This window comes from Candidatus Eisenbacteria bacterium (assembly GCA_013140805.1).
In the GTDB taxonomy this organism is placed as follows: domain Bacteria; phylum Eisenbacteria; class RBG-16-71-46; order RBG-16-71-46; family RBG-16-71-46; genus JABFRW01.
In genome coordinates, this window is sequence record JABFRW010000025.1 from 12,886 (window position 1) to 37,680 (window position 24,795).

The window sequence follows — 24,795 nt, forward strand, 5'->3', positions numbered from 1 at the left end:
CGCGCCTGTCGCAGCGCGGCGAAGCGGATTCGCGAGCCCATGCTATCGTGGGCGCATGGACCAGCCACCCTGCTCCGGAATCCCACGCGTCGACTCACTCGATGCGCTGGTCGAACGCGATCGCGACCACGACTGCGCCGGCTTCGGCCCTCACCACATCTGCGTGCGCGTCGAGGCGGTAGCGGCGCTGCCGAGCCGCTTCGGGCGGTTTCAGATCGTGGCGTTCTGGAACAACCGCGACGGCAAGGAACACGTCGCACTCGTGCACGGCGACGTGATGGGTTCGCACGACCTCCCGGTGCGACTGCACTCCGAATGCCTCACCGGTGATGTCGCGGGTTCGCTCCGCTGCGACTGCCGGGACCAGCTCGAGGCGTCGCTGCGAGCGATTGCATCGATGGAGCGCGGAATCGTGCTTTACATGCGACAGGAAGGCCGCGGCATCGGGCTCATCAACAAGGTCAAGGCCTACGCGCTGCAAGACCGCGGGCTCGACACCGTTGACGCCAACCTGGCGCTCGGTTTTCGCGACGACGAGCGCGACTACGCGGTGGCGGCGCACATGCTGGCGAGCCTCAATGTCGCTTCGATCCGCCTGATCACGAACAACCCGAGGAAGATCCGCGAGCTCGAGTCGCTGGGCGTCAAGGTGAGCAGCCGCCTCCCGCTCGTGATGGTTCCGAACGAGTTCAATCGAGACTATCTCCAGACGAAGGCTGCGCGTTCGGGGCACCAGATCGCGTTCGATGGCAAGCCCCACCTGCCGGAGCAGGACGACCCGATCGTGCTCGACGACGCGCGTTAGGCGCCGCCCTCCGTTCAGTCGAGCAGCGTGACTCGCCGCACGAGGCTCTTCTCGGGGGTCGTGAGGCGGAGGAAGTAGATGCCCGCCTCCACGCGCCCGCCCGGCGTCCAGGTCGCCATGCCGGGTGACGCCGCCTGCTCGACCAGCCGCGTCACGCGAGCGCCGCGAATGTCGAACACGTCGACCGTGAACGGCCCGCTGCCATCGAATCGAACGTTGAGGGCGCTTCGAAACGGCATCGGCCATGCGTCGAGCCGGGCGATCGTGAGTGCTGACGGACCGACACCTACCGAAGAACCGGGCACCGCCGGCTCTCCCGCGTTACGCCATGCGGTGTAGACGAACGAAGCGGTCGCGAGTGTCGCGGCGTTGACCCTCTCGCGCGTCATGACCTGCGTGCTGGCCCAGAGCGAGTTGTAGTAGGTGCTATTGAACAAGCCACCTGAAGCCGTCTTTGCAGTGTTGTCCGCGGAGAGGAGCGGAGAGACTCCGGTCCAGGAGATCCCCACGAAGTCGAACATCGCATCCACCACGTTGGGGTAGAACACGGTCGTCGCCGCCGGGGTGTTCAGCTCCGCGATGTGCGGGTTGATCATCGAGGTCTCGTAGCGCGAGTGAATGCCCGTGTTGCCGGTGAGCTGGCCGTTGTAATTCTGAGTGCAGTGCAACGGCTGGGAACTGTCGCCAACGTAGTGACACAGGTCGGCGATGGTGGTCGCAGCGCCACTCCAGTTCTGCGCCGCGAACTGCTGGCTCAGCGTGGTCACGACCTCGCCAACCGCCCACGGCACGATGCCGGTGTCGAGCACGAACGCGGCGCCATAGATCGCTTCGAGGGTTGCGCGATCATGAGGCAGCGTGCCGAGGAAGAACTCGGGGTAGACGTCGATGTCGATGAAGTGGCGCGGCCCCTCGCCCGGAGTGCTCGAACGACGGATGTCGGGGTCATTCACGTGCGCTTCGACGAACGCGTCGTAGGTTCGCAAGCCGTCGATCACCGGCGGCAGGTGCTTGGAATAGTTGCGCGCGATGTACTGGTGCGTCTGGCTGCCCCACGACCACGCGAGGCTCGGAGTCAGGAGCGTGAGCGCCGCGAGCGCGATTGCGGGAAGGATCGCTCCAAGCGAAGCAGGTGTCGGGCACGGGGGGCTCTTTCGCACGGTCTCTCCTGGATGTGGGCTATTGCGACTTGCGCTGCTTTCGGCGCTTGGGCAGCACTTTCACAAGCGGTCCCCGACGCGCGACGCTAAGCTTTGAGGAGCACGTACGGAGCCAGTCGGCGAACTCGACCTCACTCAGCTCGCGCATGGACAATGCACGCGTCGCCTGCGCCGCGTCCTGCTCCGTTGCCTCGAGTCGGAATCCGTTCAGCTCCATGAACACACCTGCTACCGTGAGCGCGACGCGCTTGTTGCCGTCCGCAAACGGGTGATTCTGGGTAAGAGAGTACGCGTATGCGGCCGCCAGCCGAAGAGTGTCCGCACGTTCATACGCGAAGTGGTTCTTCGGACTGGCCAAGGCCGCATCCAGTAAGCCTTCGTCGAGAACTCCGGAAGCGCCACCGTGCACTGACAGGAGCTGCTCGTGAAAGGCAAGGACGGCCTGCTTCGAAATCCATTTGGGTTCCCGCTTCACCGAGCGAGATCACGGAGCGCGTTCTTGTAACGACTCATGAAGCGCTCGGCCACCTCCATGGTCTTCCCGAATTCCGGGTCATAGGGAGTCAGCCGAAAGCCTCCGGGAGCCTCGGTGAGATAAAGCTGGTCGCCCTCCTTGACGTGGAGTGCCTGCGCCGCCTGAGCCGGCAGGGTGACGCCGAGCGAGTTTCCGACCTTGCGAACCGTGAGCTTGACCATGACTGCCTCCGATGTGGATACGTATGTTATAACGCATCGGCAGGCGCCTGCAAGCGCTTGAGCGCGGGCGCGCCAGGCCCGCATACGCTGCCTTTCCGCGGCGGCGTGAAGCCGGCGAACGAACGACTCGAGAGGGCCTGGGTCATGCGCAAGCATTGGCACTACGAATGGTTCGCGTGGGTGGCGATGGTTGTCGCGGGTTGCGGTGGTGCGCCGAGCAAGGGCGCAAGCGAAACTGCGATCGGCACGCCCCCATCCAGTGAGACTCAAGGGGCCACGGAGACTCGCATGCCGGCCGACGAATCTGCAGAACGTCACTTCGTTTCGGTGGAGGACCCCTCGATCACCCTGATTCTGAAGTCGTCTGCCGGTGGCGAACTCGGCGGCACGCTTTCCGACGGCGGCGAGTCGATGCCACTGATCGCGCGCCGTTCGGGTGGCGGATTCGAAGGGACGATCGGGCCGGGCGGATCGACCACGCGTTTCACCGCGACCGAACGTGCCGACGGTCTGGTGCTCGAAGTTGACGTTGGTGGTAGGGCGCAGCGGCTCACTTTCAGGCCCGCGAACCGTGGAGGTACCGCTTCCGCTCCGTCCGCGGAGAGCACTCCCGTCCAGCGACGCGTCGTGATCAATGAACGCCGGCTCAGCGACGAGGAGATCATGCGCGCCGAGCAGACCTATCGAATCCGCATCCCCGACGCGGACTACTGGTACGACAGGACGCTCGGCGCCTGGGGTGGCAAAGGCGGGCCCACCGCCGGATTCATCGCGCCCGGCCTCTCGCTGGGCGGAACCCTGCGGGCGAACGCCTCGGCGGGTGCCACGCAGGTGTTCGTCAACGGCCGCGAACTGCCCAGCTCCGATCTGTTGGCACTGCAGCGAATCACGGGGCCGATCGTTCCGGGACGCTACTTCATCAACGCTCAAGGCCTCGCGGGTTTCGAAGGCGGCCCACCCCAGTGGAACCTCGCCGCGATGGCCGCGCCGTCCGGTGGCGGCGGCTCGAACAGCTGGCAGTCCGGCCTGACCGGCGCGAGCGGATTCTCGGACGGCACCACCGGCGCGGTCTTCCTGCCCAACGGAGGAATCGTCAGCACCGGCAATTAGATGCCGGCTGCGACGACTCCCGGCTGAGCTAGCGATAGAGCCGCTTGATCCGTCCCCAGCTGCTGACGACTGCAGGGGTTGGGACGTCTTCGGGGCGGAACGCGATGTCCACCACCTTGTCGCCAGGGGCCGGGCTCAACACGTTCGCGTTCAAAAGCGCGAAAGTGATCGGGTCGAACTCGAACGCCTGTGCCGTTACGCCATCGACGACGTAGATGTGTCCGTTGTGCGGACTCACTTCGAGGCCGTGGGCGTTGCCCCAGCTCGCATCGCCAAAGCTACCGAGCAGATTGTGCGCCGGGGTCGAATCGTAGCGATAGACTACGTTATTGCCCATCGCGGTGACGAGAATCTCGCCGTTCAGGAACTCGACATCGTTTGCCCGGGAGTTGGGCGGCAGCGACCACAGGCTGATGACGTTTCCGCTGGTGGGATCCAGCTCCCACACCATGCCGCCGGTGTAGGTGCAGACATACAGGTTGCCGTTCGGCCCGTAACGCATGTCGGACGGTGCGCCGGGTACCGGCGCGAACAGCTGAACGAATGCGCCGGTGGTGCTGTCGTATTCGAGGATCTGATCGGTCGCCGACGACGCGACCAGCACGTTGCCGTTCGGAGCGTAGATCCCCGACCACGCCCACAGTGGCGGTCCGTAAGTCTTGATCCACGCGCCGGTCGACGAATCAAATTCCATCACGCCGCCGACGAAGCCGCCGACCAGTACGCGACCGTTGACGGCGCCGAAGTCGATGCTGAGCGGGCTGTTGGTGATGGTGCCGAACAGTCCGATGAACGAGCCCGACACACCGCCGTACGAGCGCACCGTATTGGAGACGTCTCCCGTGACGAACATGTCACCGGGTCCGCCGAACACCGCATGAGCGGGGCGTGCGGCAGTGGTGGAGAGCACAAGGGCAAGAACGAGCGAGACACGCGATGCGAGAGAGCGGCCGTGCATGATGGCCTCCGGGGGATGTGGGCTGCGTCGAGCGCGTGACAACCGCGGGCGAGTTTCTCACGGCTTTACCCCCGGCGCACCCGTAATTTCGCCAACCCGGGAGCGTGTCCCCTAGGGCGCCACCGGTCCCAGGTAGCGATCGAGCCACGCGAGGGTCTGCTTGATCATCTCGACGCGCGGCACCGAGTGCCCGCCGGGATAGGAGATTCGCCGCTTGTGCCCGGGAGGTGTTCCGAGCAGCTCGAACATCGGCTTCTGTGAGGTCTCGGCCGGAAAGAAAAAGTCCAATTCACCGTTGAGCATCAGCGTCGGCTGGGTGACGCGGGTGATGAAGTTGATGGGGTCGACTTCGGGCAGCGCACGCTGGAAGGTCAGCCCCGCGACGTAGAGCACGTTCGCGCGAATGCGCCGCTCGATCGCCGGCATGGTCGCGCCCATGTAGCCGCCCCAGCTGAGTCCGTAGTAGGCGAGCCGAGAGGCATCGATGTCGTCGCGGGTTTCGAGGTAGTCGATCGCGCGACCGAGGTCGCGTGCCCACATGATCATGTAGTCGCGGTACTGCGTGCTCTCGGACGGGTAGTCCGAGTGCAGGTCGCCGCCTCGATGATAAGTCCCTTTGTAGACGGGAAGGATCACGGCGCGGCCGCCGCGGACGAGAAAGTCGGCACGGCGAATGTCCTGCGGATTGAAGACGCGGGTGTGAATCGCGTTCGAGCCCGGGAACATGACCACCGCCTGATGCGGCGCATGGCCCGGCTCGGGAAGGAACACGTAGAGCGTGAGTCGTTCGCCGCCGTACGCGGCGGCGAGGCTCACGGTCTGCATCCGCCCCAGAATCGTGGGCTCGTCCGATTCGAGCTTCGAGGCCAGCGGCGAAGGGTCGTAGCGGAACTGGCGAAGGAAGAATTCGAACACCGAGTCGGGTACCGGGGTTTCCGCCAGGAAGTCGCGAAACGGCAGGTCGATCGCGCGCGTCAGTTTGGACATGTTCGTTTCGGGCTCGACGTGTCGGATGCAGCGAAATCCGTTGGTCGGCGAGCGGTCGAGCGCGGCCTGGGCCCACGCATCGTTGAACGAGTACTCGGGGTCGTTCCAACCGCCGCCGAGAAGGAAACGATTGCCCTCGCGTTCGGTGGCATTGGACGCCCATTCGCGAACGTTGCCGGCCAGATCGCGGACGCCGAATCGATTCATGCTGTGCGTCGTGCCGACTCGGACGAGACCGCGCCCGCCGAAATTCGCCTGCGCGATGATCTGTGCGCTCGCGCAGGTGAACGCCACGCGATTCCAGTGAAAGATCGTTGGAAGCGTCTTGTTCGCCCACGCGGCATACGCGGCCGCTTCGTACCAGCTCACGCCGGTCACCGGCAGATCCTCGTCTCCATGCGCGAAGGTGCCGCCCTCCCACCCGGCGGGTCCCGGTTGTCCCGTTGCGTCGACGAAGCGAGCCGACGCTTCGAGCCCCGTCAGCGCGCGGCCTTCGACGGTCACTGTTTCGCGCCACAGCTCCGAGTTCCGATAGCCGCCGGCCTCGATGAAGCGTTTGTAGTCGCGGTTCGTGACCGGATCGCGATCCATCAGGAAGCCCGCCATCGGCTCGGCTTCGAGGTGATCGAGGCCCGGCATGAACAACTCGAACCGGCCAGCCGGAACCCACTCCATGTCGTCGGGCCACTGCCCGGGCGGGGACATCGGATAGAGGAAGTCCGTGCCGATGAACTCCATGTTCCAGATCAAGTCCTGGACGACCCGATGGCCTTCGCGCTCGAGTCGGATACGCGTGAAGCCTTTGGGCCACGGCACACGGTCGAGCGGCGTCACGCCCATCGCGGTCCATTCGGACTCCGGTGCCCCGTAGTATTGGACCGACACCCTCGCCCCGGGCGGCTCGGACGCGACTCCGATCGCGCGCGCGAAGTAGGTCTGCAGTCGTTCGAGCTGTGGATCGTCAGGCGCGAGCTTCGCGATTTCGCGGCCGAGCTGGAATGCCTGCCATGCCTCGGGCCCTTCCTCGAGTCCCTGGATGCGGTCGACGATGCGCGCCAGCTCGGCAGAGGCCTCGCCACGCGCCCAGTCGCGCAGGCGAACCAGTTCGAGGTGCAGCTCGGCCGCGGTGTCGTAGCGGTGCTCCGGATCCTTCTCGAGACAGCGGTGGATGATCGCGGATAGCCGCGCGGGAACCACGGGGTTCAGCCGATCACAGGCCGGCGGGGTGTCGCGCAGAATCGAGGCCAGGATCGAGACCTGATCGGAGCCCGCGAACGGCCGATGGCCCGAGGCCAGTTCGTACATCACGATGCCGAGCGAGAACACATCCGAGCGAGCGTCGGCCGGCCGGCCTTGCGCCTGCTCGGGCGACATGTACACCACCGTGCCGACGATCGAGCCGGGCTGCGTCAAGTCGTCGGCCAGGGCCAGCGTCGGCGCGAGCGAGCCCTTTGCAAGCGGTGAGGGAACGACACCCGACGTCGCGAGACCAAAGTCCAGCACCCGCAGTCGCCCGTCGTCTCCGAGCATGATGTTGTCGGGCTTGACGTCGCGATGGACGATGCCGCGTCCGTGCGCGGCCGCGAGCGCGTGCGCGATCGTGATCGCGAGTTCCAGCGCGCGAGCAGGCGCGAGCGCACCCGCCGACATCTCGTGGGAAAGCGTCCGTCCCTGAACCAGCTCCATGGCGAGGAACGGGCCGTCGCCCGACTCCTCCACGGCATGAATCGTCACGATGTTCGGGTGGTTGAGAGAGGCCAGAGTGCGCGCCTCGCGGCGGAAACGCTCAAGCCAAAGCGGATCACTGGCGAGTGCAACGGGCAGCTGTTTGAGCGCCACCGAGCGACCGAGCCGTGTGTCCTCGGCGCGCCATACCTCGCCCATTCCACCTGCGCCGAGCTTGTCGATGACGCGGTAACGCTCCAGCATCAAGCCCGGCTCGAATCGCATGGACGCCTCGGGAGTCAGTGGGATCGCAGGGCGGGCGATTCTAGCAGAGCGGCCGCGCGCTCCTCACGGTCGCGAAGGCCCGGCGGTCCTACCTTTGCAAGAGCACCTTGCGCGTGACGACGCTACGTCCGGCCTGCAGCCGCACGAGGTAGATGCCGCTCGACTGGCGCCTCGCATCCCAGTCGAAGCCGTGACGGCCCACGGCATGATGTCCCGACGCCAGGCATGCGATCCAGCGCCCCGTTACGTCGAACACGTCGAGGCGAATCTCGCCCGAAGCCGGCAGGTCAAGCAGAACCGTTGCAGAGTTGACCATCGGGTTCGGGCGGATCTGAACGGCCTGATCGGGTGTCGGAATCGACTCAGGCTCGATCGCGGTCACCTGCAGTGAAGCAAGGATTGCACGGGCCTCCGCAGGTTGTCCTGAGAGGATGAACGCAGCCGCCTGGTTCAACTGAGCCATCACGGCCGCATTCCCACGATTCTGCTTTCGTAGTGCGTGGAGGGCGCGCGGGAGCCTCAAGTCTTGCGCCGAGTAGGGCAGCTCCCGGAACTCACGCGCCACCTCTTGCACATGTTCGAGATACCGATAGCCGTACTCGAGCGTCGGTTCGATATTGGTTCCCTCGCCGAAATCGTTCCAGGTCACGATCTGAATGATTGGCGAGCGCGCGATCAGGGCTCGATTCAGCGTTTCCGAGAAGGTCAGCCCGTCGCGGGCGTCGAGGTAGCCGTACGAAGGCTGAACGCCTGCCTGTTCATAGATGTCGTGGAAGCCTGGAAACGCACCGCCCACATGGCCCGGCCACGTCTCGCCGTTCGCATGGAATTCGTCGAGGTATTCGTCGAGACGCTCGGGCGCCAGCACGCCTTCGACGGACGCCCACATCGGCGGCCATGAGAACGCGCCAGCGGCGAGCGTGCTGAGGCGGAAGTTGAGCGGAAAGAATTGCGGCGTGTCGCTGAAGACGCTGAAAATCGCCTTCCACTCCGCCGGGGTCTGGAAGTATTGAGGGCCGAAGTTCAACACGACCGGTGCTTCGTCGAGCGTGAGATAGGCCGGCTTGTTCGCCCACCGGTCGCGGACGTACACCATGTCCGCCTGAGCTTGCCCGATGGCTTGAGCGGAACTGATCCGCCCGTTGAGAATCAGCTGCGTGATGGACTGATCTTCGTAACAGATTGCGAACGAGAGCTGGGCCACCGCGAGCGCGTCGAAGAGTCTGCGCGTCGCGGAGTTGCCCAGCGGATAGTCGTAGAGGCTCGAGGATCCATTCCAATCCACGATCGCGCCCTGGAGTCCGGCCACTTTCATCAGCAGCACGTGGTACTCGACCAGGTCGGGGTCCCGCGAGTCGTACGGCCCGATCAGCGGATAGTAGTGCGAAGCGATCTGGCGACGACCCTGGGCATCGACCAAGTTCGGGTTGAAGTGGTTCATCGTCCAATGCCATCCCCACGGTCCGGCCGTCGGCCCGGCTTCGAACCACGGCATGTAGTGCACCATCAGGATCGGCGCGGGTCGCGACTGAATCTCGTGGACGCCCGGAAGGGGAACCGCCGTCAGCAGAGTCACTGCAAGCAGGAGCGAGTGCATGGCGGAGTGAATCTACTCCTCCTTCGCCGGCCACGACATCTCTATCTGAAGATCCAGTGGGCGACCATCCGCATGGGAAGCTTTTGCGCCGCGAGCGGGTCATCGGGTTGCGGGGTCAGGCCGAGTCCAATCCCATCCGCTTCAGAAACGCAGCCCATCGCGGATCGATATGCAACGAACGGAAGCGGCGCGACGGTTTCATGACGGAAAGCCCCGAGTCGCGATTGGCATAGGCGAGCTCCAACCACTCGAAGGCCGCGTCGGACTCGCCACGCTCCGCATACACCTGGGCGATCTGATAGTCCGAATGCCCCGCGCCGTAGCGAATCAACTCCTTCAGTGCCTCATCCGACTCCTCCGCTCGATTGCGCGCTCGAACAGCCGGGTGGATTCATCGAGCCGACCTCGATCGAACGCGAGCAGGCCCGCGAGGCGAAGCGAGTCGGCGTTCCCGGGCGCGAGCGCGAGCGCTCGGGCCACGGAAGCTTCGGCGCCGCTCCATTCCCAGTCGTGCCAGAGCTGGATGGAGGCCAGCGCAGGATGGGCTTCGGCGAGTTCGGGCTCGAGTGCGCACGCGCGCATTGCGGCCTCTCGCGCCCGGGCATTCCCTTCGGACACGGGCGCAAACCCCTGAGCGGCCTGGAAGACGAGTGCCTGCGCGAGCGCGCTCCAGGCCATCGCATGACCGGGATCCCCAGCGAGCGCCTGGCGAAAACACTCGACTCCGCGAGCGAGATCCTGGCCGGTGTTTCGCGCGACGAAGACGCTGCCCTGCAGGAACAATCGGTGCGCCTCGGAATCGGTGCCGCGGCCTCGTGCTGCCGCTGTGACGTCGGCTCTCGCAACGCCGCTCGCATCGGAGCCGGGCGCTTCCCCGAGCAACGTGGTGCGCAGTTTCTTGACGACCGACTGCGCGATGTCGTCCTGAACCGCAAAGAGGTCGTCGAGCGTGCGATCGTAGGTCTCGGACCACAGGTGATAACCGTCCACCACCTTCACCAGCTGGACCGAGATCCGGACGCGATTGCCGGCTTCTCGTACGCTGCCTTCGAGCAGCGCCGCCACGCGCAGGCCGCGAATCTTGGCCAGCACGTTGAGCAGCTCGTCCGCGAGACCGTCCGAGAAGTACTCGTCCTCGGCGTCGGCACTCCGATTCACGAATGGCAACACGGCGATCGACGAGGTGGCTTCGACCGGCACCGACTGGGAGCGGCGATCTCCGTTCACGAGCGAATCTCGCACCCCGCGGAGTGCGTTGCAGACCTCATGTGCGCTTTGGAATCGTGAGCGTGGGTCCTTCTCCAGACAGCGCAAGACGATTCGATCGAGATCAACCGGAACTTCGGCGCGAATGTGCGTCAGAGGTCCCGGCGCGTCACGAAGGATCGAGGAGCTGACGTCCGCCGTGCTCTCTCCCGTGAACGGCCGGCGTCCGACCAGAAGTTCGTAGAGCAGGATGCCGAGCGCGAAAAGATCGCTCCTCGCGTCGACGGCACCGCCGCGAATCTGCTCGGGCGCCATGTAGGGCACGGTCCCGACCAGCTGTCCGTCGAGTGAGATGGGTGCAGGCAGCGTTGCGGCATTGGACGTTTCCAGCGGTGCCGCCGAGTCGGCGTATTTGGCGAGCCCGAAGTCCAGGACCTTGATCCGACCCTTCCGCGAGACCATGACGTTCGCGGGCTTGAGATCGCGGTGCACGACACCCTTGGTATGCGCGGCGGTGAGCGCGTCCGCTATCGCCAGGCCAAGCTCGACCACTCTCGCGATCGGCAGCCCGCCTGGCTCGACGTGCTGATCAAGGCTCGAACCCTCGACCAGCTCCATGGTCAGGAATCGGACGCCGCGGTCCTCTTCGACGCTGAAGAGGGTGACGATGTTCGGATGGTTGAGCGCGGCCACCGAGCGAGCCTCGCGCTCGAAGCGAGCCAGCCGATCGGGCCGGGCCGACATGTCGGCAGGAAGCACCTTCACTGCCACTTCGCGACCCAGGCGCGTATCGCGAGCGCGATAGACCTCACCCATTCCTCCGGCCCCAAGCGGCGCGAGGATCTCGTAAGCACCGAGGCGGGTCGCGGGAGTCAGAGACATCGCGGGGATGTACACCGGTTCGCGCGGCGCCGCGTCAGGGAATCAGCGAGCTGTAAGTCCAGAGTAAGAGTCCTCGTCGAATCTCGTTTCCAGTCACTCGGACGCGCCCGTGACAGCAGCCTCGCGGTCGTGTCGAACTCGGAACCAGGCAAGAGGAGGCGGTCATGACCACGCTACTCCCACGCTCGAAGAGCTGGCGCACCGGACTCATCGCCCTCGCGCTCGTCGCGATCTCGACACAGGCTCACGCCGGGACCGGCGTGATCTGCGGGAAGCCCACGCGAACCGGGAACGTGACCATGCATGTCGTCGTGAAGCGCGGGATCGAGACCCGTGTCGTTTCGGTGACCCTCGCGGTCGACTCGTCGTGGACTGCCGAGTACAAAGCCAACCTGTTCTGGGCTGCGTTCGCGGTAACCAAGGCGGATACGGTGCTCCCATCGCAGAGCATCGCGAAGGTGGGAATGGTCGGCCAGAACGGTTGGACCGTGACCGGGGCGGGTATCGACAACGATGAGTCGGATGAGCCCGACGGTTTCTATTCCGCCGCTCCCGCGGTGGACCAGTTTGCGCTGTGCTCACTCTCGGGGACGGCCAGCGGATACGCGGCGGACGGATCGCCGGGTTCCTTTCGCGTCTCGATCTCCGGCCGCACCGTGACGCTGCCGACATTCCCGGGAATGCCCGCTTCGATCCTGGAGCAGCAGTTGATGGGGCAGCTGAATTCGATGGGCGTGCAGACCCGGCTCGCCACCCAGGCAGATTTCGCGAATGGCCTCGAGGTTCTGCCTCACGACGCGAGTGTGGTGTGGATGCAGCCCCAGGACACGACCGGATTCGAACAGGAAGTGCGCGACACGGGGCTCGCCCTTCAACTGGCGACGCTGCTGGATACCCGTCCGGTCGGCGCGACCGACGTCGCAAGGCGGACGGCCCGAGGCGGCGTCGAATTGTCCGCACTCCCGAGCATCCTGACCGGCGGATCCGTGAAGCTTCGCTATGCCCTGGGCGGCCTGAGCCAGCGAGGGGAGCTTGCGATCTTCGACGCTGTCGGGCGTCGCCTGCGCAGGCTCGCGGTCGGCGGTGGCACCCCTGCGACGGCCAGCGGTGTATTCCTCTGGGATGGTCGCGATGACCACGGCATGAACGTTCCGAACGGTGTGTACTTCGTTCGACTGAGCTCGGGACCGACCGTTGCGATGACGAGGGTGGTCGCGGTGAGGTAGGGTGCAACTCGGTCGCGAGCTGCTCCCATTACCCAAACCTCAGGCGGTGGTCCATGGGCGACAAGTCTCCGAAGTCGAAAGAGCGACAGAAGAAGCAGGCCACAACGGAGAAAGACCAGAAAAAGGCGAAGGCGTTTACCAAGGCGCATCCGGCTCCGAGCGTGCCAGGCAAAAAGGGGAAGTAGTCCGCAACCCTCTCGCGTCGGGTCGAGCCAGAGTCCTCACGAGTCATGCGGTCAGACTGGCGTCGGGCGCATCGAGGCGGTCGAAGCGCTCGACGCCGATGGGTGCCGGCGGGCCGTTTGCGCGGCATGTCGGCTCTCAGCACCTGCACGAGCGACTCAGGCCCTCGGCAGGCGCGCGTTGATCCAGCCCGTGATGTCCGCCATCACGTTCTCCTTGCCCACATCGTTGAGCGGGTCGTGATAGTGGCCTTCGTAGAGCTTGAGCGTCTTGTCGGTCGAGCTCGCGGTGTCGTAGAAGAGTTGACTGCCGCTCGGCCGGGTGGCCTTGTCGAGCGTGCCGTGCAGGATCAGCACCGGCCGCTTGAAGAGCGGAAACTCTCGCTTGAGACGTTCGTCGGCGCGCACCATCTCGGCCACCTCAGCGTGGGCTGAACTTCGTTCGCGATGAGCGGGTCCTCGTTCATGAACTTGACCACGCTCGGATCACGCGAGAAATCCTCGTTGTGTAGCTTCAACACGTAAACGTGCGGCGCGACGTGGCTGAGTCCCTTGAGCGCCGCGACGTCGCTGGTTTAGTGCGCGAACTTCTCGATGAAAATTCGCTCGCCGTCCGACTTGCCCCTCCCGCGTAAATCCAGCGCATACACGGCGAGTCCCTCGGCCGTGAGTTGTTCAGCGACCCACGCGTAGTAGCCACTGTGGGAGTTGAAGCCGTGGCAGATCAACACGACTGCGCGAGGCTGCGCAATCGGACGCCACGAGCGAACAAAGATCTTGAGGCCACCAACTCCCTCGACGGTGTCTTCGCGCGGTGCATTGACGAGACTCTGCGTCATGACTGCCTCCTCAGGGGCGGATGGGGCAACGAGTCGTTCTCATGTGCCTGAGGTCGCGTAAGACTAGTCGGCCGCGAGCAACTCCAACAGTGCGGATTCGAGCGCGGCCACATCCGCCGGGACTCCCGTCCACTGGGCCACGATCTGCCCGCTGCGATCGAGCAGGTACGCCGCCGGAACCGCCTTCACTCGAAACGCATCCCAGGCGGGGCTCCGTGAGGTGTCCATTGCGATCGGATAGGTGAGCTTCTTCGCGGAAACGTACTTCTTCACCTTGCTCGGCCCGCCCTCGTCAATCGACACCCCGATGACCGTGAACCCTCGCTTCGAGTACTTGTCGTGAAGCGCCTGCAACTCGGGCATCGACTTGCGGCACGGGATGCACCAGGTGGCCCAGAAGTCGAGCAATACGACCTGCCCCTTCAGGGACTCGGGCGAGAGCGTACGACCGGCGAGATCGGTCAACGCGAATGCCGGCGTCGGCCGCGGGAAGCTCGGCCGAATGTAGGCGGCGGGGTCCGCTTCGAATGCTTCGGCGCACCTCTCGGAGCAGAAGCCGTACTCCCTGCCTTCGTGCTTGCGCACTGCCTTGACCGGCTCCTCTTCCGATTCCCCGCTCGTCACTTTGCAGACGAGGCAAATGCCCTTGGAAGGGGCCGCACTTGCGGGAGCGACGTGCAACGCAGGTCCGATCGAGAGCGCGAGGCTCATGAGGATGATTGCCAGATACTTGTTCATCACGGGTCCTTTCAGAATCCGAACGACATGGCGACACCGGCGCGCTCGAGCCACGCCCAGATCAGCGTGAAGCTCAACCGGTTCGTGGCGTACGTCGCGAGCAGATGCGTTCGGTGGCCGTCGTACATCGGCTGCACCGAAACGCCTCCGCCGAGCTCCACGTTCGCTCCGATCGGCACGTTCCAGCCGTTGTCCCATTCCGAGTAGTTCAGGCTCACGTAGGGTGAGGTGTGGACGAGCGGCAGGTACTTGGCGGCGGTCAAGTAGTACGACTGAGTTCCTTTCGGTGAGCCGATCCGATCTGAACTGGTGCCGAGAAACAGGGCGGGCCGACGCTCGGTTTCGGTCAACACGAACCAGGTCGCCAGCGCACCGACTTCACCGGCCACAGGGTTGTACTCGAGGCCGAGCTGCAGCGTCGGGATCACGCGATAGTTGGCAGTCGTACGCCAGCGAGGTCGCTCCAGCTCGGTGTCAACGTACCGCAGCGCGAGCACCCAATTCGATTGCAAGCCACTCCCCCGGAGCGGCGCCCCTTCGCCGGGTCAGCCACTTCAAGTAGGTGTCGAAGCACTCGGTCGCGGTCGACGTGCAAGCGTGCCGACTCCGCTCGTGTCGGAATCAGTGGCAAACGCGGAAGCAGCGAACCCCGTGAAAGTCACAGCCAGTATCAGGAACCGAAGCATGAAGGCTCCATTCGGAATGCAGCACGACGTGACGAAGCGACCAGTCGTGGTCGAGGCGTCAGTTCCGAAGAGCCTGGAAGCGCAGGAATCGAGGGGGCCCGTGCGCCGGTGCGAGACTCGCTTGCAGGAGGCCGGTTGCGGTCGCCTGGTTCACCTGGACGATGCCAGGAGAACTCAGGGCGGGCGGGCACAGATTGCCGGGCTCGACCGCGACCGCCGAGGGATTCGCAGCCGCGGCCACGATGCACTCTCCGCTCGGAAGCGTCGGGCACTGCGGGAGTTCCTCGGCGCAGCACGTACGGTCCGACTCGCAACACACGGGCTCCGCCCACGAAGTCGTCGTGGGGCTGAGAACGGTGAGGAGCGCGAGACACAACCATCTGGACCACATGAGCCGACAGCCTAGCATGTTCCTCGCGGCGCCCGGCGGTCAGGATCCAGTCCGGGCTGGGCCCGTCGCGGAGCGACCGACCGCGTGACGGTTTCTCCGGACGATTGCCGCAATGCGTTGGGAGAGCACTTCGAGTCAAACCCTCCCCCAGGACTGCCCCCATGCGCAATCGCAACCTCGTCGCTCCCTTCGGACTCTGGCGAGCTTCGATCGTCACGGCGGTCGCCCTCCCGCTCGGCTTGCTTCTCGCGATCCCCCTCACGCCTTCGCCGGCTGCCGCGCTCGTCACCACCACCTTCAATTCCAGCTTGGAGGGATGGCTCGTGACCGGCGACAACGCTTCGGTATGGAGCTCGACGGGTGGAAACCCGGGCGGCTGTTTCGACGTGAACGACCTCGCCACGGGCGCCAACAATCTGGCGGTCGCCCCTCCGGCGTATCTGGGCAACTGGAGCGCAATGACAAGCGCCGACTCGATCAGGCTCGATCTCTTCCTGCATCGGATCAACGGCACTCAGGTCGGCGAACCCTATCAGTTTCGAATCTCCGGACCCGGCGGAGCCGCCCACACGCTAGGGGGATACATGCCGCCGCAGGACGTCTGGGCGACGGTCGGTGCGCCGCTCGACTCCACGACCTGGGTGATCGAATCCGGCAGTTGGTCGGCGATCCTGGCGCACGTGAACACGGTGCTCATCCAGGTCGAGTTCATCTCCGGAGCCGAGGAGGTGCGCTTCGACAACGTCCGACTCACCGGCACCGTCATGCCCTTCTTCGATTCATGCGTCCTCGAGACATTCAACACCGCCGGACTCGGCGACTGGTCGTTCACAAGCACCGGCGGAGTGTCGAATCCCGGAAGCCAGGGCAACGGCGGCGGCTACTGTCGAGTCGCGGACGGCACGGGTGTCTCCTACGCCCTCGTGCCCGCGCGATTCCTCGGCAACTGGTCTCCGCTCGATGGCAGCGGCCGGGTCACGATCGACACCCGACTCGTCAGCTCTGCGGGGTCCGTGCTGAACGTGCCGGAGTTCATTCGCATCTCGGGACCCGGCGGTGTCGCGCACGTCTCGCTCGCGATCGCCGACGTCTCGACTTCACTGCTCAAATGGACGCGATACGAATTCCCGATTCAAGCAAGCGCGTGGACCTTGGACTCGGGAACGTGGCCCGCGCTCCTTGCGGATGTCACCGAGTGCCGCATCCAGGCGGAGCTCATGGATGGCACCGAAGTGCTGGGGATCGACAACTTCGGACGGCTGGCGGCGGCCTGTTCGGATCCTGATCAGACCGTGGTGCTCCAGTCGCCTGACTTCGCGAAGTGCAGCGAGGAGAGCTTCGTCACCATCGGCGGAATCGGATTCAACCCGGTCGACAACGAGCTGTACGGCCTCGTGGACGCGGCCTCCGCTTCGGGCGGCGGCCTGTATCGCGTGACCGGATTGGGCGCGGGCGTGCGGCTGCAAGCCTACGCCACCCCGACGCAGGTGATCTTCGACGCCACGGGGAGTGCGTTCATCGCGGAGGATACCGGCGGAAGTGTGTTCCGCTGGTCGGGCGGTTTGTCCTCGGTGTGGGTGTCGGGTTTCCACGCCGGCGACGACGATCCGAGCGGCATGTGCTTCGCGCCACCGGGCTTCGACGGCCCCAATGTGGACCCCGGCGACATTCTGGTGATGGATCCCGGCTACAGCGGGCCCGACGAGTTGTGGGCTTTCAAGACTTCAGTGGCCGAGAGCGAGCTGCAGGTCATCGCCGATCTCCCCGGCAGTCCGGACTTCCGCGACGTCACGGCCGGACCGTCGGGCGTCGTGTACACCGCATCGATGAACGACGCGAACAACATCTACTCGATCTCGGCCTCCGGAGTGCTCACCCCGATCGCCCTCTCGACGCCGCTCTCGGGCATGATCAGCCTCGCCTACGATCTGGCGGCGGCGCGCTTGTACGTGGTCGAGACCGGCGGAAACACTCTGCGGCGCATCAACCCCGCGACCGGCGCGGTCGAATTGCTCGCATCTGGATTCGACTCGTTCAACGACGGCGCGCTCGAGTTCGACCCGGAGACGCAGTCGGTGTACGTGGCCGACGCTGGAATGCATCGCGTCTACCGCTTCTGCAAGACCTCGTCGACCGCGGTGCCCTCAGCCGCGCGCCCGCGCGCTCCGGGGGAGATCACCGCCCTGTCGGTTGCGCCGAATCCGGCGCGCGGTTCCACGCGGATCGCCTGGTCGCTCAGTCGCGCGGCCGATTCTCGAGTCGTGGTGTTCGACGTGGCGGGCCGGGCAGTCCGCCGAATCGCGGCTGGTGCACAGGCTGCCGGAGAGGCGTCGCGAACCTGGGACGGCCGTGACGATTCGGGGAATCCGGTCCGGTCCGGCGTCTACCTGGTGCGAATCGAGACCGCTCGCGACAAGCGCGCGGCGTGGGTGACGCTGCTGCGGTAGGCTGGCAGATTCGGCTTGTCGTCGTCGGTGCGATAACGGATCGTTCGGGCGATCGTAGAGTCTCCGCCCGAGGAGTCGACCATGCCGACCACGCAGGCCAGGTGCGCGAAGTGCGGTCACGAGAGGACCGCGACTGACGTGGACGCTCGGTGAGGACACCGCGCCCGACTCGTGACTCGGAATCGCGCGACGTGCCGCTCGCCATGGACGCCGCCGAGTTTCGCGCCGCGGGACATGCGCTCGTCGATCAGCTCGCGGGAGTGCTCGAGTCGATCGCTTCCCGTCCGGTGACGCCTGCGCGGACCCCTGCGGAAGTGCGAGCGGCGTTCCGGCTCGACGCTCCGCTTCCTGAGCACGGAGCGGCTGCCGGGCCGCTGCTCGAGGAGACCGCTCGACTCCTGTTCGAGCACTCGCTGTTCAACGCGCACCCGCGCTTCTTCGACTACATCACCTCCTCGCCCGCTCCGATCGGCGTGCTCGCCGATCTGCTTGCCGCCGCCGTGAACTCCAATGTCGGAAGCTTCGTGCTGTCGCCGACCGCAACTGAGATCGAGGCGCAGACGGTGCGCTGGGTCGCAGAACTGATCGGCTACCCGACCGACTGCGGCGGTGTGCTGGTGAGCGGCGGCAACATGGCGAACATGATCGGTTTCTGGGCCGCGCGCGCTTCGAAGGCGGACTGGAATGTGCGCACCGCGGGGGTCGCCGCCGGCCGGTCGCTGCGCACCTACGCCTCGGCCGAGACCCACACGTGGCTCCAGAAGGCCGCCGACCTTGCGGGGCTCGGCACCGACTCCGTCTGCTTCATCCCGACTCGTGACGATCTGCGCATGGACGTTGAGCGGCTCGAACGGCAGATCGTGGCAGATCGCGCTTCCGGGCACCTGCCCTTTCTGGTCGTCGGCACGGCTGGCTCCGTCAGTACCGGCGCAGTCGATCCCCTTCGGGAGATCGGCTTCGTATGCAGGCGTGAGGGCCTGTGGTTTCACGTCGACGGCGCGTACGGCGGTTTCGCGGCCGCGGTCGACTTGGCCCCCGCGGATCTGCTCGCGATCAGCGGCGCGGACTCCGTCGCGGTCGACCCTCACAAGTGGCTCTACGCTCCGCTCGAGGCCGGGTGTGCGCTGGTGCGCGATGTCGATGCTCTGCGCAAGGCGTTCTCCTACCGGCCGTCCTACTACAACTTCGGCGAGAACGTGCTCAACTACGTGGACCTCGGACCCCAGAACTCACGCGGGTTCCGGGCCCTCAAGGTGTGGCTCGGATTGCGCCACGCTGGTGCCTCGGGGTATCGGCGCATGATCGCCGACGACATGGCGCTGGCCGCGGCGCTCGCCGAAGCCGTGAAGGCGCATCCGGAGCTGGAGTTCTGCACGCATGAGCTGAGCATCACCACCTACCGGTTCGTGCCGGCCGATCTACGCGGTCGTATTGGAGAGCCAGCGGTCGATGCGTATCTCGACGCACTCAACCGTGAAGTGCTCGAGCGTGTGCAGTCCGGCGGGGAGGCGTTCGTGTCCAACGCCGTCATCCGTGGTCGCTACATGCTGAGGGCGTGCGTGGTGAATTTCAACACCCGCACCGCCGACATGGCCGCACTCGTTGTCCTGTCGGCGCGAGTGGGTCGCGATGTCGACACGGACCTGCGTCCCTCGGCTTTGACCGCAAGCCGATGATGCGTCGGTTCATGACGCGTCCGGCACCGTCCACTTGATGTTGCACCCGACGCTCGGCTGCTGATCCCGAGTCGGATCGTGACCTGCGACGATCGCATCGAGGGCGGCGCGGAGCTCGATGCCGGTCAGTGGCGTCGTGGAGCCAGGCCGGCTCTCGTCGAGCCGACCGCGATAAGCGAGTCGTCGCTGCGAATCGAACGCGAAGAAGTCAGGTGTGCACGCGGCGCCGAACGCCCGCGCAACGCTCTGGTCCTGATCGAACAGGAAAGGAAACTTCCAGCCCCGCGCCTCGGCCAGCTCTCGCATGGGGCCGGGCCCGTCCTGCGGATACGCCACGAGATCATTGGCATTGATCGCGACGATGCCGATGCCCTGCGCGAGATAGTCCACTGCGATGCGGTCGAGCTCGGGCATGACATGCTTCACGAACGGACAGTGGTTGCAGATGAACATGACCAGCGTGCCCTTCGCTCCTGCGCTCGTGCGATCCGTGAAGGCCTCGCTGCTCACTGCATCGGTGAGCGCGTAGGTCGGCATCGTGGTTCCGAGCGGCAGTATCGTCGAAAGTGTCTCAGCCATGGAGCCTCCTTCGCGGTGTGGTCGACCCTCCGCCGATCGCACCTGGTTGGCGTCCGAATGCAGGATCCTGTGGCACGCTAGCGGCTCGCGAAGCTGGCGGCAACCGGTGCGACCATCGAGCGCGATTCGAAGCGGTGCTCAGTTCGCAAGTTCGCCCGCTTCGTTCTGAGCCGCGTCCTTCCCATCGGGTTGCCGGGGCTGGGGAATCGATGGCGCGCGGTCGATCGCGAGCTTCAACTCCGCATTCGCGAGCGCTCGGATACGAAGATCTGCGACCAGCGCGCGCACTTCGATCACTTCCGCGTGGTCGATGCGGCCGCTCAGACGCGTGCCGCGTGCCGGCAGGTCGCGGTTCACTCCCTTCTCGGCATGCTGCGAGAGCTGCTGTACCACTACCGAATCGGGAAGGCGGGCTCGTTCGCGCAGAAAGTCGCGAAGTCGCACGTCGGCGAGCCACTCGTAGCTCTTGACCAGGATCTGCGCGGTTCCGATGTCGTAGTCGAGGTCCGGAACCGTGATGTCGCGAGTCACTGGATCGAAACTCGGGGTGCCCGAAAAATACAGCCGGCCGCGAACCGCTCCCGAGAGGGCGACGCCCAGCGCCACCTTGCCCCCGCCGATCCCGGAAATGCGGACGTCTCGGATGCGAATCCGGTGGCCGGCTTGCTCGATGCTGCGCCCGACCAGCGCCCGCTTCAGGTGCTGGGTCGCGAACGGGTAGGTGAACGCCCCGTCGATCAGCACCTGCGCACGACGGCCGACGTCATCGGCGCGTTCGAGCGGTGGAAGCGAGACGATTGCCGGTGTGGGTCTGGGTCCCGAAGTCACGCGAGGGGTCGCGACCAGACGCAAATTCGCAAAGACAGTCTTGCCATCGGCGCCAACCTCGCCGAGCTGCGCGGCGGTCGGATTGATCGTCATGTAGAGGCTGTCGGTCAGGCGCAGCGGCTTCTGCAGATCGCGCCAGATCTTCTCGAAGCGCCGGCGCACTGGCCATCGCGCTACCGCCTCGTCGAAAGCGCCGAGCCTCTCGCTGATCAACCGCTCCGTGATCTCGAGGACGCGGGGCGTCATGTCGAGCCGCAGAAACGTGAGCCGACACCGGTCGCGAGCGCTATCGCTGGCCGCTTCGAGCCGGGCGATGCGCGATTGGGTGCGAATGCCCCACTCGCGCGTGAGTTCGGCGGTGGACTCGAGTGTGAGCGTTGCACGTCTCGGCGGGTCGCCGCCGGTGCCGCACGACACTTCGATCTCGGGACCGAGCGGTGGCTTGTACCAGACTCGTCCCGAGTACTCGACGTCGGCAGAGATGAAAACCGTGTGACCCTCGACGGTCACGCGAAACGGAGAACGGTGGAGCAGGAACGCAAAACTCACGCGCCTGTTGTTCGATGTTTCGAAGCGCCGCTCGAGGTCTCCATAGGTCTTCGGAACGGCGGCTTCGAGGGAATCGATCGCGGTGTCGAGGTCGTAGGTCACCGGCGCCTCGACGACGGATTTCGGCACCGGGGGGAGCGTGTCCGCGAGCTCTCGGATGAACTGCGGCGGAGGCGCGTCGAGTATCAGTGTCGATCGGTCGACGATGAACCACACCCCGGCCATCGTGCCGATCAGCACCAGCCCGATGAGTGCGAGCTTGCGGCGTGACCGCGTCATCGGCGCACATCGCTACTTCGCGAGTCCGAACAGCGTCGAAGGAACCCAGCCCTCATTGCCCAGTTCGTCGGAGACCTTCCACCAGATGCCCTCTTTCTCGCCGGTCGGGTACAGCATCATTCCAATGTCGAGGTCTCGCACCACCGTCGACTTGGTGTCGGCCTTGGCGTACATGCGACCGGGCTTCGCCATGGTGACGGACTGCGAAACATTGTCCGCCTTGGCGTCGGGCGAGATCTTCTGCACCTCTTCGACCAGTTTCGTGAGGGCATCGAGGTACGCCATCGCAACGACCTGGCCGATTTCGGTATTGGCGTAGCTGCTCGCTCCGGCCGCCGCGAAGCCGCCCCAGAAGGCACCGCCGCCCGCGCCCCAGCCGAGATCGGTCTTCTTCGCGTGGCCCTGAACGACCGCGATCTGCTCGGTCGATCGCACGTCGGTGAGTGTCAGCACCACGTCGGCGGTCTTGCTCTTCAAGCTCACACCACCGAGCACCGCGCCCGCGGCGCCACCCACCAGACCACCCAGCATGCCGCCGATCTTCTTGCCACCCGAGTTCGCATTCTTGTTCGCGATGTCCGGCACCAGTACGTAGTCGGCGGCTTTCATCTGGCCTTTGCCGATGTTCGAGCCGCCGCGCATCTCCCCACCCGACGCGAGTGCGCGCTCCTTCTGTGCGGCGGCCAGTCCCTTGCCGCGATCGACCAGCGTGAAGCACTTGCTCTGCGCGACGAACACTTTGATGAGTGCTTCGGGCGATTCCAGGTTGTACTGGGTCCACCACTTGTTCTCGGGCTCGACCACCGACAGCGTGCCGATCTTCTTGTCGCAGACCGGGATCGTGGGCTCCTTCTGTTCCTTCGCGAGCGCGATGGAGCTGGTCGCGGCCATGACGGCAGCGAGCGCGAGGGGTGCGCAGCACTTGAGCATCGAGCGAAACCCGACCATGACATGGTCCTCCCGTGTGGAACTCTCAGGCAATGATTGCCCCCGCAAATTCGAGCCTCCATCGCTCATTGCGTGAAGCCGGAGGATAAACCGTCACGGCCGAAAATTGGAGCGCGAGGCGGCGGCGCATCCGGCGCCGAGGAGCCAGACCCGGTAGGATCGCGCATCATGCGAAAGTGGCGGACGTTCGTCGTGGTGATGCTGGCGTGGCTCTGTGGTTGTGGATCCGACACCGGGCGTCCTCCCATTCCCGCGCGGGTGGGAGTCGATTGGCGTTCGATCGCCGGCAATCCCATCTTGCTTCCGGGACCGTGCCCGAGTTGGAACTGCCTCGGTGCGGGCGACCCCGCACTCGCGAGTGCTCCGACCGGGTCGCTCCTCCTGTGGGCGACGACCGGTGGTGATCAGGGCGGCCCGGTGATCGCGAGGGCCAGTGCCGATCCGGGCCTCTCGTTCGACTGGTCGCCCGCCGCTCCTGTCATTGGCATCGCGATGGCGGGTGCGTGGGATCGGTTCATCGAGACGCCGTCGCTGAGTTGGGACACCTCAGCGACGCGCTGGCGCATGTTCTATCTGGGCTACCGCGACAGCGGCTTCGTCGAGCCCGCGATCGGAATGATGTTCTCGGGCGACTCCGCCGGCATTCAGTGGACGCGGCCTGCGTTGCCGATCTATCGACCGACGCCCGGAGCCTGGGACGGGGTGTTCGTGACCGGGCCATGCGGAGTGCGCGGTCCGGATGGGGTGTGGCGGGTCTACTACACCGGCGCGGGAACCACGGTGGGCATCGGATTGCTCACTTCGCTAGACGGGCTCACCTGGGCCCCCCACCCGCAGAACCCGGTGTTCGAGCGCCGGCTGGGAGCGTGGGACGAGAGCGTGCTCGAGCCGTGCGTCCGCCATGTCGACGGACGCTGGCATCTCTGGTACTCGGGCTTCGTCGAACCACTCGCGCCTGACACGCGCATCGCGATCGGGCACGCGATCTCGAATGACGGGGTCACCTGGGTTCGTGATCCCGACGGTCCCGTGCTCTCGCCCGGCTTTCCGGGCAGCTGGAACGATCTGCGCGTACTCTCGCCCGATGTGTTGCAGCGCGCCGACGGCTCGCTCCTGTTGGCGGCCTACGGTTTTTCGAACGCAGCGATCGGCACGACCGTCGGCTGGATCGGACTCTGGGAATCACCCTGACGCGTCGATTCGGCCCCGCGCAGAGACCTCACCGATCCGAGCGCTTCCCCGCGCCTGCCGGCTTGCTCATCTCTCGCATCGCCGTTCTTCCGATCCACTTCGCGGCCGGTTCCGACGACTCCGCGAGTTCACGCGAGAGCTTGACGGCTGCCGCCTTCAGCTTCGAGTTCCGTGTGCCGACGCCTCGCAGCGCCCACAGCACTCCCTTCTTCACGAAATTGCGCTCGTCCGCAGCGGCGCGCTGGATCAGGCGGAGGCTGGCCAGGAAGGGCGCGTCGGGCGACCGCTTGTCGTGCAACGCGAGGCTCGCGAGCAGTGCGAAGGCGGCTCGTTTGACGAACTCCTCGCGACGAGTGCTCCACGACTTCACGCGCGACCACGCGTGCGGGGACTGATCGAACAACTTGAAACACAGCGTGTCGCAGATGCCCCAGTTGTCGAAGTCCTCGCACCACCGATCCATCTGTGCCGCGGTCACACGTTCGGGTTCGTCGACGAATGCGGTCAGCATGCGCGCTTCGTAGACGTTGGTCTTCCACAGCCGGTTCGCCAGCTCGTGGTCACGCCCGACTTGCCGGGCGACCGCCTGAATGTTCGCCATCGATACCCCGAGCGGACGGGTGGCCGCGATGCCGAAGCGCTTCAGATTGTCGAGATCGCGGCGTGTGCTGCGCTGCTCGAGCAGCGCGACCACCTCTGCGGCGGTCCAGCTGCGAGCAGCGATTCGAGCCGCTGGCTTCTTCGCCTTCGGGGGCATGGGATCGTGTCCCTCCTCTTCTGGGCCGATGCGTCGCGCACTGCCTTCGAAGCCTAGCGCACGGAGGGCGTCGAGCCGGAACGGGCGGCATCCGCCCGTTCCGGCTCGACGCCCTCCGTGCGCTAGGC

General features: G+C 65.5%; 20 protein-coding genes and 1 pseudogene. 6 read left to right on the forward strand and 15 right to left on the reverse strand.

Translation table 11 applies throughout. The features are described from left to right. Window positions 1-55: 55 nt before the first annotated feature. Entirely contained in the window at window positions 56-805 is a 750-nt protein-coding gene (gene ribA / locus HOP12_02475; protein NOT33015.1) for a GTP cyclohydrolase II, read from the forward strand. 14 nt (window positions 806-819) lie between these two features. Here ribA and HOP12_02480 read toward each other — a convergent pair whose 3' ends face one another. The 3 genes from HOP12_02480 to HOP12_02490 are packed head-to-tail and all read right to left on the reverse strand — an operon-like array spanning window position 820 to window position 2,661. Beyond that, the gene (locus tag HOP12_02480; GenBank protein NOT33016.1) at window positions 820-1,965 is read right to left on the reverse strand and encodes a hypothetical protein; all 1,146 of its coding nucleotides are present in this window, start codon (window positions 1,963-1,965) and stop codon (window positions 820-822) included. Between the two features lie 19 nt (window positions 1,966-1,984). Further along, a complete protein-coding gene (locus HOP12_02485) occupies window positions 1,985-2,440 on the reverse strand; it encodes a type II toxin-antitoxin system death-on-curing family toxin (GenBank protein NOT33017.1) in 456 nt (151 codons plus the stop codon). Beyond that, on the reverse strand, window positions 2,437-2,661 hold the full coding sequence (locus HOP12_02490) for an AbrB/MazE/SpoVT family DNA-binding domain-containing protein (protein ID NOT33018.1): 225 nt from the start codon (window positions 2,659-2,661) through the stop codon (window positions 2,437-2,439). The genes HOP12_02485 and HOP12_02490 overlap by 4 nt, the downstream gene beginning before the upstream one ends. Window positions 2,662-2,949: 288 nt before the next feature. On the opposite strand from HOP12_02490, the gene HOP12_02495 reads away from it, so the two are divergent. After that, entirely contained in the window at window positions 2,950-3,771 is an 822-nt protein-coding gene (locus tag HOP12_02495; protein ID NOT33019.1) for a hypothetical protein, read from the forward strand. A 28-nt stretch (window positions 3,772-3,799) separates the two neighbouring features. On the opposite strand, the gene HOP12_02500 is transcribed toward HOP12_02495, so the two are convergent. From HOP12_02500 to HOP12_02520, 5 genes are all read right to left on the reverse strand, one after another. Further along, window positions 3,800-4,729: a hypothetical protein gene (locus HOP12_02500; GenBank protein NOT33020.1), complete on the reverse strand. Its 930-nt coding sequence runs from the start codon at window positions 4,727-4,729 to the stop codon at window positions 3,800-3,802. Between the two features lie 111 nt (window positions 4,730-4,840). Continuing rightward, window positions 4,841-7,666, reverse strand: a complete 2,826-nt coding sequence (locus tag HOP12_02505) for a protein kinase (protein ID NOT33021.1) — start codon at window positions 7,664-7,666, stop codon at window positions 4,841-4,843. Between the two features lie 88 nt (window positions 7,667-7,754). After that, window positions 7,755-9,263 (reverse strand): T9SS type A sorting domain-containing protein, encoded by a 1,509-nt coding sequence (locus HOP12_02510; protein ID NOT33022.1) that lies wholly within the window; start codon window positions 9,261-9,263, stop codon window positions 7,755-7,757. A 115-nt stretch (window positions 9,264-9,378) separates the two neighbouring features. Beyond that, window positions 9,379-9,594: a hypothetical protein gene (locus HOP12_02515; protein NOT33023.1), complete on the reverse strand. Its 216-nt coding sequence runs from the start codon at window positions 9,592-9,594 to the stop codon at window positions 9,379-9,381. A gap of 5 nt (window positions 9,595-9,599) precedes the next feature. Next, window positions 9,600-11,351 carry a protein kinase gene (locus tag HOP12_02520; protein ID NOT33024.1) on the reverse strand — a complete coding sequence of 584 codons (1,752 nt, stop codon included), beginning with the start codon at window positions 11,349-11,351 and terminating at the stop codon, window positions 9,600-9,602. Window positions 11,352-11,515: 164 nt separating this feature from the next. Between HOP12_02520 and HOP12_02525 the strand changes: the two genes are divergently transcribed. Next, entirely contained in the window at window positions 11,516-12,577 is a 1,062-nt protein-coding gene (locus tag HOP12_02525) for a hypothetical protein (GenBank protein ID NOT33025.1), read from the forward strand. 341 nt (window positions 12,578-12,918) lie between these two features. On the opposite strand, the pseudogene HOP12_02530 reads toward HOP12_02525, so the two are convergent. The 3 genes and pseudogenes from HOP12_02530 to HOP12_02540 all read right to left on the reverse strand — a co-directional run bounded on the left by HOP12_02530 (window position 12,919) and on the right by HOP12_02540 (window position 14,848). Then, a pseudogene (locus tag HOP12_02530) lies at window positions 12,919-13,598 on the reverse strand (alpha/beta hydrolase). Between the two features lie 63 nt (window positions 13,599-13,661). Further along, window positions 13,662-14,336 carry a redoxin domain-containing protein gene (locus HOP12_02535; GenBank protein ID NOT33026.1) on the reverse strand — a complete coding sequence of 225 codons (675 nt, stop codon included), beginning with the start codon at window positions 14,334-14,336 and terminating at the stop codon, window positions 13,662-13,664. Between the two features lie 11 nt (window positions 14,337-14,347). After that, window positions 14,348-14,848, reverse strand: a complete 501-nt coding sequence (locus tag HOP12_02540) for a hypothetical protein (protein NOT33027.1) — start codon at window positions 14,846-14,848, stop codon at window positions 14,348-14,350. A gap of 726 nt (window positions 14,849-15,574) precedes the next feature. On the opposite strand from HOP12_02540, the gene HOP12_02545 reads away from it, so the two are divergent. Beyond that, entirely contained in the window at window positions 15,575-17,860 is a 2,286-nt protein-coding gene (locus HOP12_02545) for a T9SS type A sorting domain-containing protein (protein NOT33028.1), read from the forward strand. A gap of 203 nt (window positions 17,861-18,063) precedes the next feature. After that, window positions 18,064-19,536, forward strand: coding sequence for an aspartate aminotransferase family protein (locus tag HOP12_02550; GenBank protein NOT33029.1), 1,473 nt, complete (start codon window positions 18,064-18,066; stop codon window positions 19,534-19,536). 9 nt (window positions 19,537-19,545) lie between these two features. Here HOP12_02550 and HOP12_02555 read toward each other — a convergent pair whose 3' ends face one another. The 3 genes from HOP12_02555 to HOP12_02565 all read right to left on the reverse strand — a co-directional run bounded on the left by HOP12_02555 (window position 19,546) and on the right by HOP12_02565 (window position 22,701). Then, window positions 19,546-20,115 (reverse strand): thioredoxin family protein, encoded by a 570-nt coding sequence (locus tag HOP12_02555; protein ID NOT33030.1) that lies wholly within the window; start codon window positions 20,113-20,115, stop codon window positions 19,546-19,548. A gap of 138 nt (window positions 20,116-20,253) precedes the next feature. Further along, window positions 20,254-21,771, reverse strand: a complete 1,518-nt coding sequence (locus HOP12_02560) for a DUF4403 family protein (protein ID NOT33031.1) — start codon at window positions 21,769-21,771, stop codon at window positions 20,254-20,256. A 12-nt stretch (window positions 21,772-21,783) separates the two neighbouring features. Beyond that, window positions 21,784-22,701, reverse strand: coding sequence for a peptidoglycan-binding protein (locus tag HOP12_02565; GenBank protein NOT33032.1), 918 nt, complete (start codon window positions 22,699-22,701; stop codon window positions 21,784-21,786). 186 nt (window positions 22,702-22,887) lie between these two features. Between HOP12_02565 and HOP12_02570 the strand changes: the two genes are divergently transcribed. Continuing rightward, on the forward strand, window positions 22,888-23,910 hold the full coding sequence (locus HOP12_02570; GenBank protein NOT33033.1) for a hypothetical protein: 1,023 nt from the start codon (window positions 22,888-22,890) through the stop codon (window positions 23,908-23,910). A 28-nt stretch (window positions 23,911-23,938) separates the two neighbouring features. Here HOP12_02570 and HOP12_02575 read toward each other — a convergent pair whose 3' ends face one another. Next, complete coding sequence (locus HOP12_02575) at window positions 23,939-24,667, reverse strand: DNA alkylation repair protein (GenBank protein ID NOT33034.1); 729 nt, start codon at window positions 24,665-24,667, stop codon at window positions 23,939-23,941. Window positions 24,668-24,795: the final 128 nt, after the last annotated feature.